Here is a 15,921-nt window from a genome sequence, read left to right as displayed (position 1 = left end):
CCCCCCCCCCCCCCCCCCCCCCCCCCCCCCCCCCCCCCCCCCCCCCGACGGGCCTGTGGACGGCCGCGGACGGGATGTCGTCCCGGGTGCGTACGGTGGGCGGACCATGACGACACCGACGCAGGCGCCCGCCCCCGCTCCCCCCACGCCGGAGCTCACCGACCGCGCCCGCGTCGCGCTGCGCCGGCTCGTCGGGCGCGAGGACGCCGACTTCCGCGACGGCCAGCTCGAGGCGGTCTCGGCCCTGGTCGCCGAGCGCTCCCGCGTCCTCGTCGTCCAGCGCACCGGCTGGGGCAAGTCGGCCGTCTACTTCGTCGCCACCGCCCTGCGCCGGGCCGAGGGCGCCGGCCCGACCGTCATCATCAGCCCGCTGCTCGCCCTGATGCGCGACCAGATCGCCGCCGCCGGGCGGGCCGGCATCCGCGCCGTGACGATGAACTCCGCCAACGCCCAGGACTGGGACGAGGTCCGCACGGCCCTCGCCGAGGACGCCGTCGACGTCCTGCTCGTCAGCCCCGAGCGGCTCAACAACCCGCGCTTCCGCGACGAGCAGCTCCCCGACCTCGCCCGGCGCTGCGGCCTGCTGGTGGTCGACGAGGCGCACTGCGTCAGCGACTGGGGCCACGACTTCCGCCCCGACTACCGCCGCATCCGCGACCTCCTCGACGGCCTGCCCACCGACGTCCCCGTCCTCGCGACCACCGCCACCGCCAACGCCCGCGTCGTCCACGACGTCGAGGAGCAGCTGGCCACCGGTGGGCGGCCGGTGCTCACCGTGCGCGGTGGCCTGGCCCGTGACTCGCTGCGGCTCGGGGTCCTGCGCTCGATGTCCCCCGAGCAGCGGCTCGGCTGGCTGCTGGCCCACCTCGGCGAGCTGCCCGGCTCCGGCATCGTCTACGCGCTGACCGTCTCGGCCGCCGAGGACGTCGCCACCGCCCTGCGCGAGGCCGGCCACACCGTCGCCTCCTACACCGGCCGCACCGACCCCGCAGACCGCGAGCGCCTCGAGGAGGCGTTGCGCGCCAACGAGGTCAAGGCCCTCGTGGCCACCTCCGCCCTCGGCATGGGTTTCGACAAGCCCGACCTCGGCTTCGTCGTCCACCTCGGCGCCCCCAGCAGCCCGGTCGCCTACTACCAGCAGGTCGGCCGCGCCGGTCGCGCCACCGACCGCGCCGACGTCCTCCTCCTGCCGGGGCCCGAGGACAAGGACATCTGGCAGTACTTCGCGAGCGTCTCGATGCCGCGCGAGGACCAGGCCGCCGCCGTGCTGCGGGCCCTCGCCGAGGCCGGGCGCCCGCTCTCCACCGCCGCTCTCGAGACCATCGTCGACGTCCGGCGCACTCGCCTCGAGCTGCTGCTCAAGGTCCTCGACGTCGACGGCGCCGTGCAGCGGGTCTCCGGCGGATGGACCTCCACCGGCGCCCCGTGGGACTACGACGCCGAGCGCTACGAGCGGGTCGCCGCGGCCCGTCGTGCCGAGCAGCAGCTGATGGTCGACTACGAGCGCACCGACGACTGCCGGATGGCCTTCCTCCAGCAGACGCTGGACGACGACACCGCGGTGCCGTGCGGGCGCTGCGACGGCTGCGCCGGGCCCTGGTACCCCACCGACGTCCCCGACACCGTCATCGGGGCGGCCCGCGAGCGGCTGACCCGCGTGGGGGTCGAGATCGACCCGCGCGCCCAGTGGCCCACCGGGATGGACCGCCTCGGCGTGCCGGTCAAGGGGCGCATCGCCGCCGACGAGCAGCTCGAACCCGGCCGCGCCCTGGCCCGGCTCTCCGACCTCGGCTGGGGCCAGCGGCTGCGCGAGCTGCTCCGCGAGGATGCCCCCGCATCCCCCGAGCTCCTCCGCGCCTGCGTGCCCGTCCTCGCCGAGTGGGGCTGGGCGCAGCGACCGGTCGGCGTGGTCGCGATGCCCTCGCGCCGCCACCCGCAGCTCGTCGCGTCGCTGGCGTCCGGGCTCGCCGAGATCGGGCGGCTGCGCCACCTCGGCACCCTCGACCTCGCCCACGACGGGCCCACCGGCGAGATGGGCGGCAACAGCGCCTACCGCCTGGCCGGGGTCTGGGACCGCCTCGTCGTGGGCCCGGAGCTCGCGGCCGCTCTCGAGGGGTGCCCGGGCCCGGTGCTCCTCGTCGACGACGTCGTGTCCTCGCGCTGGAGCCTCACCGTCGCCGGCCGGGCCCTGCGGCAGGCCGGGGCACCCGGCGTGCTGCCGCTCGTTCTCGCCGTCGACGGCTGAGCCGTGCCCTGAGCCGGTCGGGTCAGCGGCCCTCGCCGAGCCGGTCCATCGCCGCGACGAGGTCGGCCAGGGCGGCGCGGACCTCGGCCGCGCGCCGCTCGCCGAGCTCCTCGACGAGCCGGCGCGCCGCGGCCCGGTGCTGCGGACCGATGGCCCGGATGGCCGCGACGCCGGCGTCGGTGGCCGCGACGAGCTTGGCCCGCCGGTGCGCCGGGTTGTCGCGGTAGGTCGCGAAGCCGCGCGCGACGAGCAGGTCGGCGACCCGCTGCACGCTCTGCCGGGTCAGGCCCATCTCGCGGGCGATCCCGGAGACGGGCAGCGGGTCCGGCAGTACCGCGCCCAGCACCTGCCACCACGCCGCGGTCAGCCCGGCGGGCCGGGCCAGCTCCTCGGCGAGGGTGAGGAACTGCCCGTTGAGCCGGAAGACGGCGAGAGCGGTGTCGGACAGCAGGATCTGCCGCTCGTCGGGGCCGCTCACGCCGACATGAGCTCGAAGAAGCCGGCGGGCTCGCGGTCCGCGTACAGCCGGCCGTACGACGCGATCCGCCCCTCCGGGTGCGCGCCCAGCCGCTCGAAGACGGCCATCGCGAAGTGGACCGGCGCGATGCCGGTGGCGGTGACGACGTCGCCGTCGACGACCGCCGGCGCGTCGACGTAGTGCTGCGCGCCCGCGTACCCGCTCGAGGCGAGGTAGCCGGGGTCGTTGCTCGTGTGCCGGACGTCGTCGAGCAGGCCGGCGGCGGCGAGGGCGAAGGTCGCCCCGCAGACCGCGGCGACCGGCCGGCCCGCGGCCAGGTGCGCACGGGCCGCCTCGACGAAGGGCGCGGCGACCTGCTCGTCCTCCCACGTGTGCGCGCCCGGCAGGACGAGCATCGCCGAGGTCGAGACGTCGAGGTCGGCGAGCGTGGTGTCGGGGAGCATCGTCACCCCGCCCATGGTCCGCACGGGGTCGGCGGAGACGCCGACGGTTCGCAGCTCGAGGTCGTTGGCGGGGCCGGGCCCGCCGAGGTGGCGCAGGTGGGCGACGAGGTACCCGACCTCCCAGTCGGCGAGGGTGTCGAGGACGGCGAGGTGGACAATGCGGGTCGTGGTCTCCATGTGCAGCATCCTGTCATCTCGACAGAATACTGTCAACTACCGTCGGCCAACGCCGGTGTCCGGTGGGCGGCGGAACCGGCCCGGATCCCGGAGCACATGGACCTGTCCTCCGGGGTGTGGGTCGCGGCTCCCGGCCTGGGTGCGGGGACCCCGGCCCGAAGGCGGCGCACATCCCTCACCAGCGGACGTCACCCCACGACCCCGCGGCCCCGCGGACGGGGTCGAGCACCTAGCGTGGGCGGGTGAGCCAGGAGACCGAGGAACGCGCCGAGACCACCGGCGCCGACGAGCCCGACCCCCGCCGCTGGCGCATCCTCGGCGTCACCCTGACCGTCGGCTTCATGGTCCTGCTCGACGTGACGATCGTGAACGTCGCGATCCCCTCGATGCGCACCGGCCTCGACACGAGCGCCGGCACCATCCAGTGGGTCGTCTCCGGGTACGCGCTCGCCCTCGGGCTGGTCCTCGTGAGCGGCGGCCGGCTCGGCGATGCCCACGGCCGCCGGAAGATGATGCTCATCGGGCTCACCGGTTTCGTGCTGGCCTCCGCCGCAGCGGGTTTCGCGCCCCACGTGTCCGTGCTCATCGTGGCCCGGCTCGTCCAGGGGCTGGCGGCGGGCCTGCTCACGCCGCAGAGCTCCGGCCTCATCCAGTCCCTCTTCAGCGGTCCGGAGCGCGGGATCGCGTTCGGGCTGTTCGGGTTCACGGTGTCGGTGTCCTCGGCCATCGGCCCGGTGCTGGGCGGGCTGCTCATCGCCGCGTTCGGCGAGGAGACCGGTTGGCGCTGGATCTTCCTCGTGAACGTCCCGATCGGCGCCGTTCTGCTGGTGGCCATCGCCCGGCTCGTCCCCGGGCGGGTCGATGCCGACGCCCGCCGCGACACCGGCCTCGACACCCCCGGCGCGCTGCTCCTCGGCGGCACCGTGCTCGCCCTCCTCTACCCCGTCGTCAGCCTCGAGACCGGCCAGCGGCTGCCGCTGCTGCTCCTCCTGCTCGTCGTCCCGCTCGGCATCGCCTTCGTCCGGCACGAGCGGCGCGTCGTGGCGGCCGGGCGCTCCCCGCTGCTCGACCTGTCGCTGCTGCGCACGACCCCCGGGTACGCGAGCGGCATCCTCGTCGGCAGCCTGTACTTCACCGGCTTCACCGGCGTCTTCCTCGTCCTGAGCGTCTACCTCCAGGACGGGCTCGGGCTCACGCCGCTGCGGGCCGGCCTGCTGCTCACGCCGTTCGCGGTGGGGTCCGCCGTCGCGGCGCCGCTCGCCGGGCGCATCGTCAGCCGGGTCGGCCGGCCGCTCACGGTCATCGCCCTCTCGGTGATGATGGCCGGGCTCCTCGCCCTCGCGCTGCTCGCCCCGGCCGCGTCCGACGGCGGACGGGCCTGGCTGCTGCTCGCGGTCCCGCTGCTCGTCGCCGGGCTGGGAGGAGGCGCCGTCGTCTCGCCGAACATCACGCTCTCGCTGGCCGACGTCCCGCCGAGCATGGGCGGCGCGGCCGGCGGCGCCCTCCAGACCGGCCAGCGCATCGGCGCCGCCATCGGCGCGGCGGTGCTCATGACGACCTACCAGGTCGCCGTCTCGCGCACCGACGACCCCGGCACCTCGCTGCGCTGGGCGCTCGGGGCCTCCCTCGTCCTCCTCGCGGCGGCGTGGGCGGCGGCCGTGTGGTCCTGGCGCTCCGAGCCCGATGCGCGGATCGCGGCCGAGGGCTAGGAGCGCTCCGGCGGCTGCACCCGCACAGTGAGCAGCGGGAGGAAGGCCTGGACGACCGGCCCGATGAGCAGCGCGTACAGCACGGTGCCGATGCCCAGGATGCCGCCGAGCAGGAAGCCGAGGACGACGACGGTGACCTCGAGACCGGTGCGCACCAACCGGATCGAGCGACCCGTCCGGCGCGACAGTCCGGTCATCAGCCCGTCGCGCGGGCCGGGCCCCAGCTGGCTGCCGATGTACATGGCCCCCGCGATGCCGTTGCCGACGATGGCCAGCAGCATGACGAGCACCCGCCAGCCGAGGCCCTGCACGTCGGGTACGACCGCCAGCGTGGCGTCGATGGCCAGGCCGATGACCACGGCGTTCGCGACCGTGCCCACACCGGGCCACTGCCGCAACGGGATCCACAGGAGCAGCACGACGAACGAGACGACGATGCTCATCAGGCCGTAGGACATCGGGATGTGCCGGACCAGGCCGTACTGCAGGACGCCCCACGGCTCGAGACCCAGCCGTGCCCGCAGGAGCAGCGCCATCGAGATGCCGAAGAGCACGAGCCCGACGAGGAGCTGGGCGAGCCGGCGCGGCAGGTGGCCGGCGCGCAGCTGCTCGAGCGGCGTCATCGGGACGAGCTCGACCCGGCGGGCGGCGCCGCGGCGCACGAGCTGGAGTGGGGTCATGGGTCCATCGTCGGTCGAATTGGCACTTGATTCGAGGGCCAATCGTGCCACAGTGGCCACCATGAGCGAGGCCACCGCGTCCGTCAGCGCCCACCGCACCGCCCGCCTGGTCGGCGGGCTCGACGGCGGGCGCCCGGCCTATCGGGCCCTGGCCGACGCCCTCCGGCTCGCGGTCGCCGACGGCCGCATCCCCGCCGGCACCCGCCTGCCGAGCGAGCGGGACCTCACCGGCCCGCTCGGCGTCAGCCGCACCACCGTGACCCGCGCCTACGACGTGCTCCGCGAGGCCGGCTACCTCACCTCGCGGCGCGGCTCGGGGTCGGTGGCGACCCTCCCCTCGGGCTCGCTGCGCCGGGGCCCGGCGGGGCTCTTCCCCGCCGACCCGGCCGAGGGCGTCATCGACCTCACCTGCGCCGCCACCCGGGCACCCGCCGGGGTCGTCGAGGCCTACGAGCGCGCCGTGCAGAGGCTGCCCGCCCACCTGTCCGGCGCCGGGTACCTCACCCACGGCGTCCCGGACCTGCGCGAGGTCATCGCGCAGCGCTACCGCGACCGCGGCCTGCCGACCTCGGCCGACGACGTCATCGTCACCTCGGGCGCGGTGGCGGGCCTCGGCGTCGTCGCACGGGCGATGCTGCGCCCGGGCGACCGGGTCGTCGTCGAGGACCCGTCCTACCCCAACACCGTCGACGCGCTGCGGGCCGCCGCCGTCCGGCTGCGCCCGCTCGTCGTCGACCCCGGCGGCTGGGACGTCGAGGCCGCCGAGCGCACCCTCACCGCGGCGTCGGCGCGCGCCGCCGTGCTCATCCCCGACTTCCAGAACCCCACCGGCGCGCTCATGCCCGACGAGGTCCGGGCCCGCCTGGCCCACCGGCTGCGGGCCACGTCCACCGTGCCCGTCATCGACGAGTCCATCGTCGAGATCGACCTCGAGGGCGGGCCCGCACCGCTGCCGTTCGCGGCGCACGCCCGCGAGGCGGTGAGCATCGGCAGCGCGTCGAAGTCGCACTGGGGCGGCCTGCGCACCGGATGGGTGCGGGCACCGCGCGGCGGACTGCGCGACCTGGTCGAGGCGCGCGTGTCGGGCGACCTCGGCGCCCCGGTCCTCGAGCAGCTGGTGCTCGCCGACCTCATGCAGCGCTCCCCCGGCCTCACCCCCGAGCGCCGCGACGGCCTGCGGGCCTCGCGCACCGCGCTCGCCGAGGCGCTCACCGCCCACCTGCCCGACGTCCGGTTCCGGGTGCCGCGCGGCGGCCTGTCCCTGTGGTGCGAGCTGCCGGACGGGCTGTCCTCCACCGCGCTCACCGCCGCCGCCGAGGACGAGGGCCTGCTCGTGGCCGCCGGGCCGCGGTTCGCGGTCGCGGGCGGCCTCGACCGCTGGCTGCGCCTGCCGCACCCGCTCGCGCCGGAGACGATGACCGAGGCGGTGCGGCGGCTCGCCCGGGCCGCGGAGCAGGTCCGGGCCGGGCGACCGGCCGGCGGCGCCCGGCGGACCGCTCCCCGGCGCCCGCGCCGACCCCTCGTGGCCTGACCCCCACCCGGGGGCTGGCTATCGTGGCGCCCGTGACCAGCGCGCACCCGGACCCCCTCGTCGACCTCCTCCAGACCCTCGACCTCGAGGAGCTGGGCTCGGCCGAGGTGAGCGTGCAGCCGCGCGACCCCGCCGTGCCGTCACCGCTGGCCATCCCCGAGACCCTCGCCGAGGACATCACGCTCTTCCGCGGGAACAGCCAGAAGCAGCCGCACGGCCGGGTGTTCGGCGGCCAGGTGCTGGCTCAGGGGGTCGTGGCCTCCGGACGCACGGTTGCGGGTGTCGGTGACGAGCCGCGGCGCCTGCACTCCATCCACGCCTACTTCATGCGCCCCGGCGACGACACGCAGCCGATCACCTTCAGCGTTGAGCGGATGCGCGACGGCCGCTCGTTCTCGACCCGCCGCGTCCACGCGATCCAGCACGGCAAGCCGATCCTGTCGATGAGCGCCTCGTTCCAGGTGCCCGATGGCGGCCTCGACCACCAGGACACGGCGCCGGACGTCGCGGCCCCCGACACCCTGCCCTCGCTCGCCGAGCTCTTCGCCGGCGTCGACGACCCGCGCGCGCAGCACCTGTCACGGCGGGCCATCGAGCTGCGCCACGTCGAGGGCAACCTGTTCGCCCAGTCACCGTCCGAGCGCGTTGCGGCGCAGCACGTCTGGATGCGCGCCGTCGGTCGGCTGCCCGACGACCCGCTCGTGCACGACGCGGTGCTCGCCTACGCGTCGGACTATAGCCTGCTCGAGCCGGTCCTTCGGCGCCACGGACTGCCCTGGAGCACACCGGGACTCAAGATGGCCAGCCTCGACCACGCGATGTGGTTCCACCGCCCGGCGCGTGCCGACGAGTGGGTGCTCTACGCCGAGCAGTCCCCGTCGGCCCAGGGCGGTCGCGGGCTCGGCCTCGGCCGGATGTTCGCCGCCGACGGCACGCTCGTGGCGACCGTCGCCCAGGAGGGCATGGTGCGCGTCCCCGACTGAGGTCACCCCTCGACGAGGTGGCCGTCGGCGATCTCGAGGACCCGGTCGGCGGCGGACAGCAGCGCCGGGTCGTGCGTCGTGACCAGCGTCGTCATCGTCCGCTCCTTGGCGAGCCGGGCGATGAGCCCCATGATCTCGCGCCCGGTCTCGGAGTCCAGCTGGCCGGTGGGCTCGTCGGCGAGCAGCAGCCCCGGCTCCGAGACGAGCGCCCGGGCCAGGCCCACCCGCTGCTGCTGACCGCCCGACAGCTCGTCGGGCCGGTGCTCGGCGTGGCCGCCGAGCCCCACGTGCTCGAGTGCCTCGGCGACCCTCCTCTCCCGCTCCGTCGCGTCGATCTCCCTCAGCCGCAACGGGACCCCGACGTTCTCACGCGCAGTGAGGATGGGCACGAGCCCGAAGGACTGGAAGACGTACGACACCGGCCCGCGGCGCAGCCCGAGCAGCTCGGCGTCCGACATCCCGGTCACCTCGCGCTCCCCGAGGTGGACCGTGCCCCCGTCCGGCCGGTCGAGCCCGCCGATGACGTTGAGCAGGCTGGTCTTGCCCGAGCCCGAGCGGCCCCGCAGCGCGAGCAGCTCGCCCGGCTCCACCTCGAGCGAGACGCCGCGCAGGGCGTGGACCGCCGTCGCACCGGACCCGAAGGTCCGGTGCACCTCGTGGACCCGCAGCAGGTCACCGCTCACCGCTCCTCCTCCGCGTCGGGCCGGGCGGCCGGCTCCGTCGGCCGCACCGCGATGTGGTCGGCCTCGAGACCCAGCCGCACGCGGTCGCGCATCTCCAGAGCGCTCGTGAAGGCCCGCGGCAGCTGGAGGCGGCCCGCCCGATCGAGCACCGCGTACTCCTCCGCCACGCGGCCGAGGGCACCGTCGGCCCCCACCTCGTCGCGGCGCAGCACCTCGGTGGAGGTCCGCCCGTCACGGATGCCGACCGTGCGCGCCACCTGCTCGCTGACCAGCGCGTCGTGGGTCACCACGAGGACCGTCGTGCCGAACTCGGTGTTCGCCCTGCGGATCGCCTCGAAGACCTCGTCGCTGCTGCGGCTGTCCAGCTCACCGGTCGGCTCGTCGGCCAGCAGCACCCGCGGCCGGTTGGCGACCGCCACCCCGAGCGCGACCCGCTGCTGCTGGCCACCGGACAGCTCGCCCGGGCGCCGGTCCCCGCAGTCGGGGATGCCGAGCACCTCGAGCGTGGCCCGGGCCCGCGAGGCCCGTTCGCCCGCCCGTACACCGGCGAGCATCATCGGCAGCTCGACGTTCTCCGCGGCGGTCAGGTAGGGCAGCAGGTTGGCGGCCGCCTGCTGGAAGAGGAAGCCGACGGTCCGGCGCCGGTACGCGAGGCGCTCGCGACCGGCCATCGAGCCGAGGTCGTGCCCGGCCACCCGGGCCAGCCCGGCGGTCGGGGTGTCGAGCCCGGAGAGGATGCCGAGCAGGGTCGACTTGCCCGACCCGGACGCTCCGACGAGCGCGACCAGCTCACCGGCGGCGACCTGGAGGTCGAGCCCCTGGAGGGCGACCACCTCCAGGCCCTCGGCCCGGTAGATGCGGACCAGGTTGTCGCACAGGATGTCCGGGCCGTCGGTGCTGCGGTCGCCGCGACGGCGGGATCTCGTGCTCGGGGCTGTCGTGGTCATGCCGTGTCTCCCTTGCGCAGGTGGTCGGCGAGGCTGCTGCGGCGGGCGGCCGCGGCGTCGAGGACGAGGGCCAGGGCCCCCAGGACGAGGACGAGCGCGCCGGCGCCGGCGGCGGCGAGCGGCACGACGGGCAACGGGGGCCGCGGCGAGCCGCCGGTGAACGGGGCGAGGTCGACGGCGGCGGCGACGAGCGCGGGCGCGGCCGCTCCCACCCCCGCACCGGCGAGCCCGGCCACGGCGACCACCGGGAGCACCTCGGTCCAGGCGAGCGCCCGCTCGCCGCCGTGCGGCATCCCCATCGTGCGGAGCCGGATGACCAGGGCCGTGCGCTCGGGGCGGCTGGCCACGAGGAGCAGGGCGACGGCGAGGAGGGTGAGGACCGCCGCCAGCACCGCACCCGCGAGGTACGTGCCGGCGACGAGGCGGGGCAGCGCCCGGGCGGAGACCCTCGCCTCGGCCGCCTGCACGGTGTCGATCCCGGTGACCCGCCCGCTCGGTGTCGCGCTCGAGGGGTCGCGCAGCCCGCGCAGCGCGGCAGCCGCACCGGGGTCGGCCTCCACGAACGCGGTGTTCGGCTGGGCCGACGGCACGAGATCGGCGAGCCGGTCGAGGGGGACGAGCACCGCGGGCTCCTCCTGCCCCGTGCCGAGGCGGACCAGGCCGGGGTCGACGACGACGCGCTCGACCGGTAGGCGCGCCCCGCGGACGGTGAGCTCGAGGTCCCCCCCGGTGGCCGTCCCCGGCCCGACGAGCAGGGTGAGGCCCTCCCCCGTGGAGGCCGGTGGCTCGGCGAGCGCCACCGGGGTGTCGCGCAGCAGCGTGGCGTACTCGGCCGGGTCGACGGCGACGACGACGACCGCGGTGGCGCTCCGTCCGCTCACGAGGCCGGCGCCTGTCGCGACGTAGGCGCGCACGACCCGCCGCACCCCGGGGCGGGCGGCGATCGCCGCGGCGTCGTCGGCGTCGACCCGCACCGCATCGACCCGGACCTCGGCCCCGACGGCGCGGTAGGCCGCGACCTCCCGCTGCTCGGCGACGGTGACGGTGAGGGCGGTGAGCAGGGCGAGCACGACGGCGCCGACGACGACGGCGAGGACCGGCAGGGCGGCCGTGGCCCCCGTCCGGGCGGCGCGGGCCAGGCCGAGGAAGCCGACCAGCCCGCGCCGGCGGGCGGCCACCCGGGCGGCGGCCCGCACGAGGGGCGGCAGCACACGGAGCACGACGAGCGCGGCCACGGCCCCGACGAGCACCGGGGTGAGCGCGGCGTACCAGTCGGTGCGGCCGCCGGCGATCCGGTCCCCGCGGGCCCGCACGGTGCCGACCGCCGCCGCGGCGACGGCCACCACGGCGAGCTCGGCGACGACACGGCGGACGAGGCGCACGACCCGGGCGCGGCGCACGGTCTCCTCGCCGGAGTCGTCCCGTTCCACCGCGTGCACGGTGAGCAGCACGGCGGCGGTGGCGGCGAGCGCCGGGACCAGCGCGACGAGCACCACCTCCACCCACGTGCCGGCTCCCTGCGACCCGGCCACGAGCAGGACGCCGCCGACCACCGCCAGCGCCGCGAGCGGGACGGCCGGCAGCGCGGTCCCGCCCACCACCTGGCGTAGGAGCTGGCCGCGGGACGCGCCCCGGGCGCGCACCAGCCGGACCTCGCGGGCCCGGCCGGCGACGGCGACGACGGCCGTGAGGGCGAGCACGAGGGCGGCGAGCGCGCTCAGGCCGGCCGTGGCGAACGAGGTCATCACGCGCACGCTCGACACCGAGGCGTCGTAGCCGTCCAGGACGCTCCGGAGCCCGGTCGTCACCTCCACCGCCCCGCCGGGCAGCGCATCCAGCCGGGTGTCGGTGTCGAGACGGACGAGGAGACGCCGCAGCAGCGGTACGTCCGCCGCGACGAGCGCCGTGCTCCGGAGGGGGTAGCGCCAGGAGGCGGTGAGGGCCGGGGACCCCACCGGCCGGGTCGCCGGGTCGGTGCGCCAGAGGCCGTCCGAGACGGCGCCGTAGGAGTCCGCCGACGCGACGACCGCGCCCTCGGTGACGATCCCGCCCTGAGGGTCGGCGATGGCGGCCAGCCCGGTCATCCGGGGCTCGGCCTGCCAGAAGCCGTCGGCGGGGTCGGTGGCCGTGAAGGTCCCGCTGACCACGAGCGCCAGCGGGGTGAGCCGGCCGCTCGGGACGAGGGAGAGGGGGTCGCCGACCTCGAGTCCCCAGGCGCGGGCCGTGGTGTCCGCGACCGCCACCGGGACGACCGCCGTGACGTGGCCCGTCACGACCGGGGCGAGCGAGCGGGTCGTCGTCGGGGCGCCGGGGGCGCCGCCGCTCACCCACCGCACGTGCCGGTTCAGGTCGCTCTGGACGCGGACGACGGCGAGCGACCCGTCCGGCCGCAGGGTCGTGCCGTCGGGGCGGGCGATGGTGGCCGACTCGCTCTGCGCCGCCCAGCTCGGTGTCCCGAGCAACCGCTGCACCTCGGGTCCGGCGACGCTCCGCAGGGCCCGGTCCACGTCGGCGAAGGGCGCGCTCGGGCCGCGGTCGGGGGTCTCCGACACGAGCGGTACGTCGAAGGTGTCCGCGGTCGTGGCCCGCAGCCCGAGCTCGCGGGCCTGCGCCGGGGCACCGGCCACCGCGTCGCCGACGGCCTCGTCGAGCGCGACGGACTCGGCCCGCGGCGTGACGACGAGGAAGGCCGCCGTGAGGGCGGCGAGCAGCGCGAGGACGACGGCCGGCGCCCGCGCGGCGAGCAGCCCCCGCCATGCGAGCCGGCGCGCCGAGAGGACGGGCGGGCCGTCCCCCGGGTCCCGTCGTCCGGCGACGTGACGTCCGGCGCGGTGTCGGTCGCCGCCGTGGCGGCCGGTGCCGGTTCGCGTGGTCACGGCGCGTCCCCCTCGCGCAGCTCACCGGCGAGGTCACGGCTCGTGCTGCGCAGCACCACGGCCCCGACCGCGGCGAGCGCCACGAGCAGCAGCACGGCGTAGCCGGCGAGCAGGCCGACCGGGAGGCGGACGAGCACCGGCGGCACCTGCGGGTGGCCGTCGCCACCGACGAGGAGCGGGACGACCGTCACCGCCGCGACCACCCCGAGCACGACGCCGACCAGCACCGTCACCGCGACGACGAGGACCCGCTCGAGGACGAGCACGGTCCGGATGCGCGCCGGCGGCGTGCCGAGCGCGAGCAGCACGGCGTTCTCGTGCCGCCGGGCCCGCCCGAGGGCCGCCGTGCTCGCCGCGAAGCCGACGGCGGCGAGGAGCACCGCGGCGAGGGTCACGAGCAGCATCGCCGAGCGCATCCCGGCGTTCACCGGGTCCGCGAGACGGGTGCGGACCTCCTCGTCCGCGACGAGGACGGTGGTCCCGTACGGCGCCGCGTCGCGCACCGCCCGGGCGGCGGCCCCGGGGTCCGCCGGTGCGGCCCACCACTCCTGCGGGTCGAACACGCTGCGGCTGCGGACGGTGGACCCGCCGCCGACGCCCTCCGGTGTCGCCTCCACGGTCGGCAGGTCGAGGAGGATGCCCCGCCCCGGGCTCTGCGCGGTGGGGAGGGAGTCGACCACGGACACGACCGTCACCGGCAGGTCGCGCACCCCGAGCGGCAGGGTGACCCGGCGGCCGGCACCGACCTGGAGCGCGTCGGCCACCTCACGGGTGACCACGGCGGGCACCGGCCCGTCGGCGCCGGGCGCGGTGGCGAGCCAGAGCCCCAGCCGGTCGGAGGAGGGGCGCAGCGCGTTCCCCACCTCGACCGGGCGGCCGTCGGCGGCGAGCCCGGTGACGACGAGGTCGAAGGTCGGCTCGGGGAGGAAGAAGTACACGAAGTCCGGCAGCGGCACCGACACGCCGACCACCGCCAGCGGCGGCACCAGGCCGAGCCCGCCCAGGTCGGCCGTCAGCGTCTGCGAGCTCGTGGTCACCGCACCGATGGGCACCGACGTGACGAGACCGCGCGCGTCGCGGACCCGCACCGAGCCGGCGAAGCCGTCGGGGCCGAGCGGCGAGTCGGTGACGATCCGGGCGGTCACCGACAGCCGCTGCGGCGAGCCGGGGACGGGCACGCCCCCGCCGAGGTCGCGGGCGGCGACCATCCGGCCGGTGACGTCGGTCCACGGGTCGTCGAGAGTGTCCGGCCGCGGCGCCAGGACGCGACCCGCCGCGCGGGCGTCGACGCCGAGCACCGTGACGCCGGTGACCCCGCCGAGGTCGACCGTGCCGCGCCACACCGGCGTGACGCGGTCGGCGCCCCCGGCGGCCCGGTCCACGACGGCGCCCGTGCCGGACGACCCCGGCCCCGAGACCTCGCGGACCACACGCAGCGGGGCGCCGGTCTCGAACTCCGACTGGTCGGTGACCGCCCGGTCGACCGTTGCGCGGTGGCCGAGGGCGATGGTGCCCATCGCGACGGCGAGCAGGACGAGCAGCAGCGTCCCGCTCTGGCCGGCCGCCCGGCGCGCGAACTGCCATCCGCCCCACGCGGCGTCGAACCCCGGCCGCCGGGCACCCCACGTGGCCGCGACCCGGGCGAGGAGGGGGAGCAGCCGGAGGCAGAGCACTGCCAGCCCGGCGACGACGAGGGCGGGTGCGGCGGTGGTCAGCGGGTCCACGGAGGTGTCCCCCGCCGCGTCGTACCGGCGCAGCTGGACGGCGGCGAGGACGCCGAGGAGCACGAGGACCAGGTCGAGCCCCGACCCCGCCGCCAGGCGGAGTCCCCCGGCCCGCGTCCGGCCACCTCCCCCGCCGCGGGGTCGGCCCACCCACAGGGTCGTCACGACGGTCACGAGCACGGCGAGCGCCGCGAGCGGCAGCAGGGTGCGCCACAGGACCGGGTCGCGCAGCGCCGCTGCCGACCACACCGGACCCGCGGCCCCCGACACGACACGGACGACGGGCGGGGCGGCGAGGGCCGTGCCGGCGACACCCAGCACGGCGACGACGGCGGCGTCCCCGAGCGCCAGGGCCGCGAGCCGCGAGGTCGAGGCACCCCGCGTGCGCAGCAGGCGGGTCTCGGTGTCGCGCACCGAGGCCAGCAGCGCGGCCGAGCCGACGAGGGCGACCGTGCCGAGCAGGACGAGCAGGACCGTGGGGGTGAGCAGCGACACGCGCACCCGGTCCCCGACGAGCCCGGCCCCGTCGAACAGCGCGGGGAGCCCGGTGCTCACCCGCGGGCTCCCGGCGGGGACCGACGCCGGGCGGGCGCTCTCCTGCTCCCCCTCGACGAGGGGGAGGCCGACCACGGTGCGCAGGCGGGTGACCGCGTCGGCGCTCGCCGCGGCCACCCGGCGCAGGTCCCCCACCCGCAGCCCGCCGAGGTCGGGCGTCGCCCGCCAGGTGACGGTCGAGCTGCCGACGAGCGGGCCGTCGAAGGTCCCGGCGGCGACGACGAACGGGCCGTAGGTGGTGAAGTCGGACTCGGTCACGCCGTCGAGCCCGAGCGGGAGGTCGGACCAGATGCCGTCCTGCGGCGAGCGCGGCAGGAAGGTCCCGACCACCTCGACGGTGACGACCGGAGCCGTGGTGTCGACCAGGTCGGCGAGGCGCAGCGTGCCGCCCACCCGCAGGCCCAGCGCGGCAGCAGCGGCGTCGGGCAGGACGACCTCGACCCGGCCGGAGCCGCGCGCGGCAGCGTCGCTCGGACGCACCGGCCAGCGGCCCGAGGTCAGCCGGGCGACCCGCTCGAGGCCGTCGACGTCGGCGAGCAGCGCCCGGTCGGTGGCCGCCCGACCGGGCAGCGAGCGGGTCGTCGAGGTGCCGACGCGGGTGACGTCCGGGCGGGGCAGCCCGGCGACGGCGCGGGTGAACGCGGCGTCGACCGCACCCAGGTCCCCCGGCCGCAGTGCGGCACCGAGGACCACCGAGCGGTCGGCCGGCGGCACGTCGAGGGCCGAGCGGACCCCGGAGTCGGTGATGGCGGCAGACAGCAGCTGGAGGGCGGTGACGACCAGGAGCGAGGCCAGGACGGAGACGACGATCGCGATGACCGCGACGGGGTGGGAACCGAGCCGGCGGCGCAGCAGCCGTGCACCGCCCACGTCACCCTGCCCTCCGCGGC

General features: G+C 76.9%; 11 protein-coding genes. 4 read left to right on the top strand and 7 right to left on the bottom strand.

The window, feature by feature from the left end:
• The first annotated feature begins 106 nt into the window (after positions 1-106).
• Positions 107-2,245, top strand: a complete 2,139-nt coding sequence (locus tag ACQZ2A_RS12030; protein WP_430211220.1) for a RecQ family ATP-dependent DNA helicase — start codon at positions 107-109, stop codon at positions 2,243-2,245.
• A gap of 22 nt (positions 2,246-2,267) precedes the next feature.
• Here ACQZ2A_RS12030 and ACQZ2A_RS12025 read toward each other — a convergent pair whose 3' ends face one another.
• Together ACQZ2A_RS12025 and ACQZ2A_RS12020 are read right to left on the bottom strand one after the other, a co-directional pair.
• Entirely contained in the window at positions 2,268-2,723 is a 456-nt protein-coding gene (locus ACQZ2A_RS12025) for a MarR family winged helix-turn-helix transcriptional regulator (RefSeq protein ID WP_430211218.1), read from the bottom strand.
• On the bottom strand, positions 2,720-3,343 hold the full coding sequence (locus ACQZ2A_RS12020; protein WP_430211215.1) for a DJ-1/PfpI family protein: 624 nt from the start codon (positions 3,341-3,343) through the stop codon (positions 2,720-2,722). Before ACQZ2A_RS12020 ends, ACQZ2A_RS12025 begins: the two co-directional genes overlap by 4 nt.
• 242 nt (positions 3,344-3,585) lie before the next feature.
• Between ACQZ2A_RS12020 and ACQZ2A_RS12015 the strand changes: the two genes are divergently transcribed.
• Positions 3,586-5,052 carry an MFS transporter gene (locus ACQZ2A_RS12015; protein WP_430211212.1) on the top strand — a complete coding sequence of 489 codons (1,467 nt, stop codon included), beginning with the start codon at positions 3,586-3,588 and terminating at the stop codon, positions 5,050-5,052.
• Here the strand turns inward: ACQZ2A_RS12015 and ACQZ2A_RS12010 are convergent.
• A complete protein-coding gene (locus ACQZ2A_RS12010) occupies positions 5,049-5,732 on the bottom strand; it encodes a YczE/YyaS/YitT family protein (protein WP_430211210.1) in 684 nt (227 codons plus the stop codon). The two genes, ACQZ2A_RS12015 and ACQZ2A_RS12010, sit on opposite strands and share 4 nt — an antisense overlap.
• A gap of 61 nt (positions 5,733-5,793) precedes the next feature.
• Here ACQZ2A_RS12010 and ACQZ2A_RS12005 point away from each other — a divergent pair, with 61 nt between their 5' ends.
• Positions 5,794-7,263 (top strand): PLP-dependent aminotransferase family protein, encoded by a 1,470-nt coding sequence (locus ACQZ2A_RS12005; RefSeq protein ID WP_430211208.1) that lies wholly within the window; start codon positions 5,794-5,796, stop codon positions 7,261-7,263.
• Positions 7,264-7,286: 23 nt separating this feature from the next.
• Entirely contained in the window at positions 7,287-8,246 is a 960-nt protein-coding gene (locus tag ACQZ2A_RS12000) for an acyl-CoA thioesterase (RefSeq protein ID WP_430211205.1), read from the top strand.
• Positions 8,247-8,248: 2 nt separating this feature from the next.
• Here ACQZ2A_RS12000 and ACQZ2A_RS11995 read toward each other — a convergent pair whose 3' ends face one another.
• Genes ACQZ2A_RS11995 through ACQZ2A_RS11980 form a run of 4 tightly spaced genes read right to left on the bottom strand, consistent with a single transcriptional unit; the run spans position 8,249 to position 15,901 of the window.
• A complete protein-coding gene (locus ACQZ2A_RS11995; RefSeq protein ID WP_430211202.1) occupies positions 8,249-8,929 on the bottom strand; it encodes an ABC transporter ATP-binding protein in 681 nt (226 codons plus the stop codon).
• Positions 8,926-9,876 (bottom strand): ABC transporter ATP-binding protein, encoded by a 951-nt coding sequence (locus ACQZ2A_RS11990; protein WP_430211200.1) that lies wholly within the window; start codon positions 9,874-9,876, stop codon positions 8,926-8,928. The genes ACQZ2A_RS11995 and ACQZ2A_RS11990 overlap by 4 nt, the downstream gene beginning before the upstream one ends.
• Complete coding sequence (locus ACQZ2A_RS11985) at positions 9,873-12,752, bottom strand: FtsX-like permease family protein (RefSeq protein ID WP_430211197.1); 2,880 nt, start codon at positions 12,750-12,752, stop codon at positions 9,873-9,875. Before ACQZ2A_RS11985 ends, ACQZ2A_RS11990 begins: the two co-directional genes overlap by 4 nt.
• Positions 12,749-15,901: an FtsX-like permease family protein gene (locus ACQZ2A_RS11980; protein ID WP_430211194.1), complete on the bottom strand. Its 3,153-nt coding sequence runs from the start codon at positions 15,899-15,901 to the stop codon at positions 12,749-12,751. The genes ACQZ2A_RS11985 and ACQZ2A_RS11980 overlap by 4 nt, the downstream gene beginning before the upstream one ends.
• Between the last annotated feature and the right edge of the window lie 20 nt (positions 15,902-15,921).

The sequence above is a fragment of the Phycicoccus avicenniae genome, from assembly GCF_050496545.1.
Classification (GTDB): domain Bacteria; phylum Actinomycetota; class Actinomycetes; order Actinomycetales; family Dermatophilaceae; genus Phycicoccus; species Phycicoccus avicenniae_A.
The sequence above is the reverse complement of the archived record's forward strand: the minus strand, read 5'-3'. Positions and strand labels throughout refer to the sequence as shown.

Excerpts from the sequence above, each read along its gene's own strand:
- ACQZ2A_RS12030 (WP_430211220.1), top strand. The coding sequence starts at position 107 with ATGACGACACCGACGCAGGCGCCCGCCCCCGCTCCCCCCACGCCGGAG.
- ACQZ2A_RS12005 (WP_430211208.1), top strand. The coding sequence starts at position 5,794 with ATGAGCGAGGCCACCGCGTCCGTCAGCGCCCACCGCACCGCCCGCCTG.
- ACQZ2A_RS11990 (WP_430211200.1), bottom strand. The coding sequence starts at position 9,876 with ATGACCACGACAGCCCCGAGCACGAGATCCCGCCGTCGCGGCGACCGC.
- ACQZ2A_RS12010 (WP_430211210.1), bottom strand. The coding sequence starts at position 5,732 with ATGACCCCACTCCAGCTCGTGCGCCGCGGCGCCGCCCGCCGGGTCGAG.
- ACQZ2A_RS12020 (WP_430211215.1), bottom strand. The coding sequence starts at position 3,343 with ATGGAGACCACGACCCGCATTGTCCACCTCGCCGTCCTCGACACCCTC.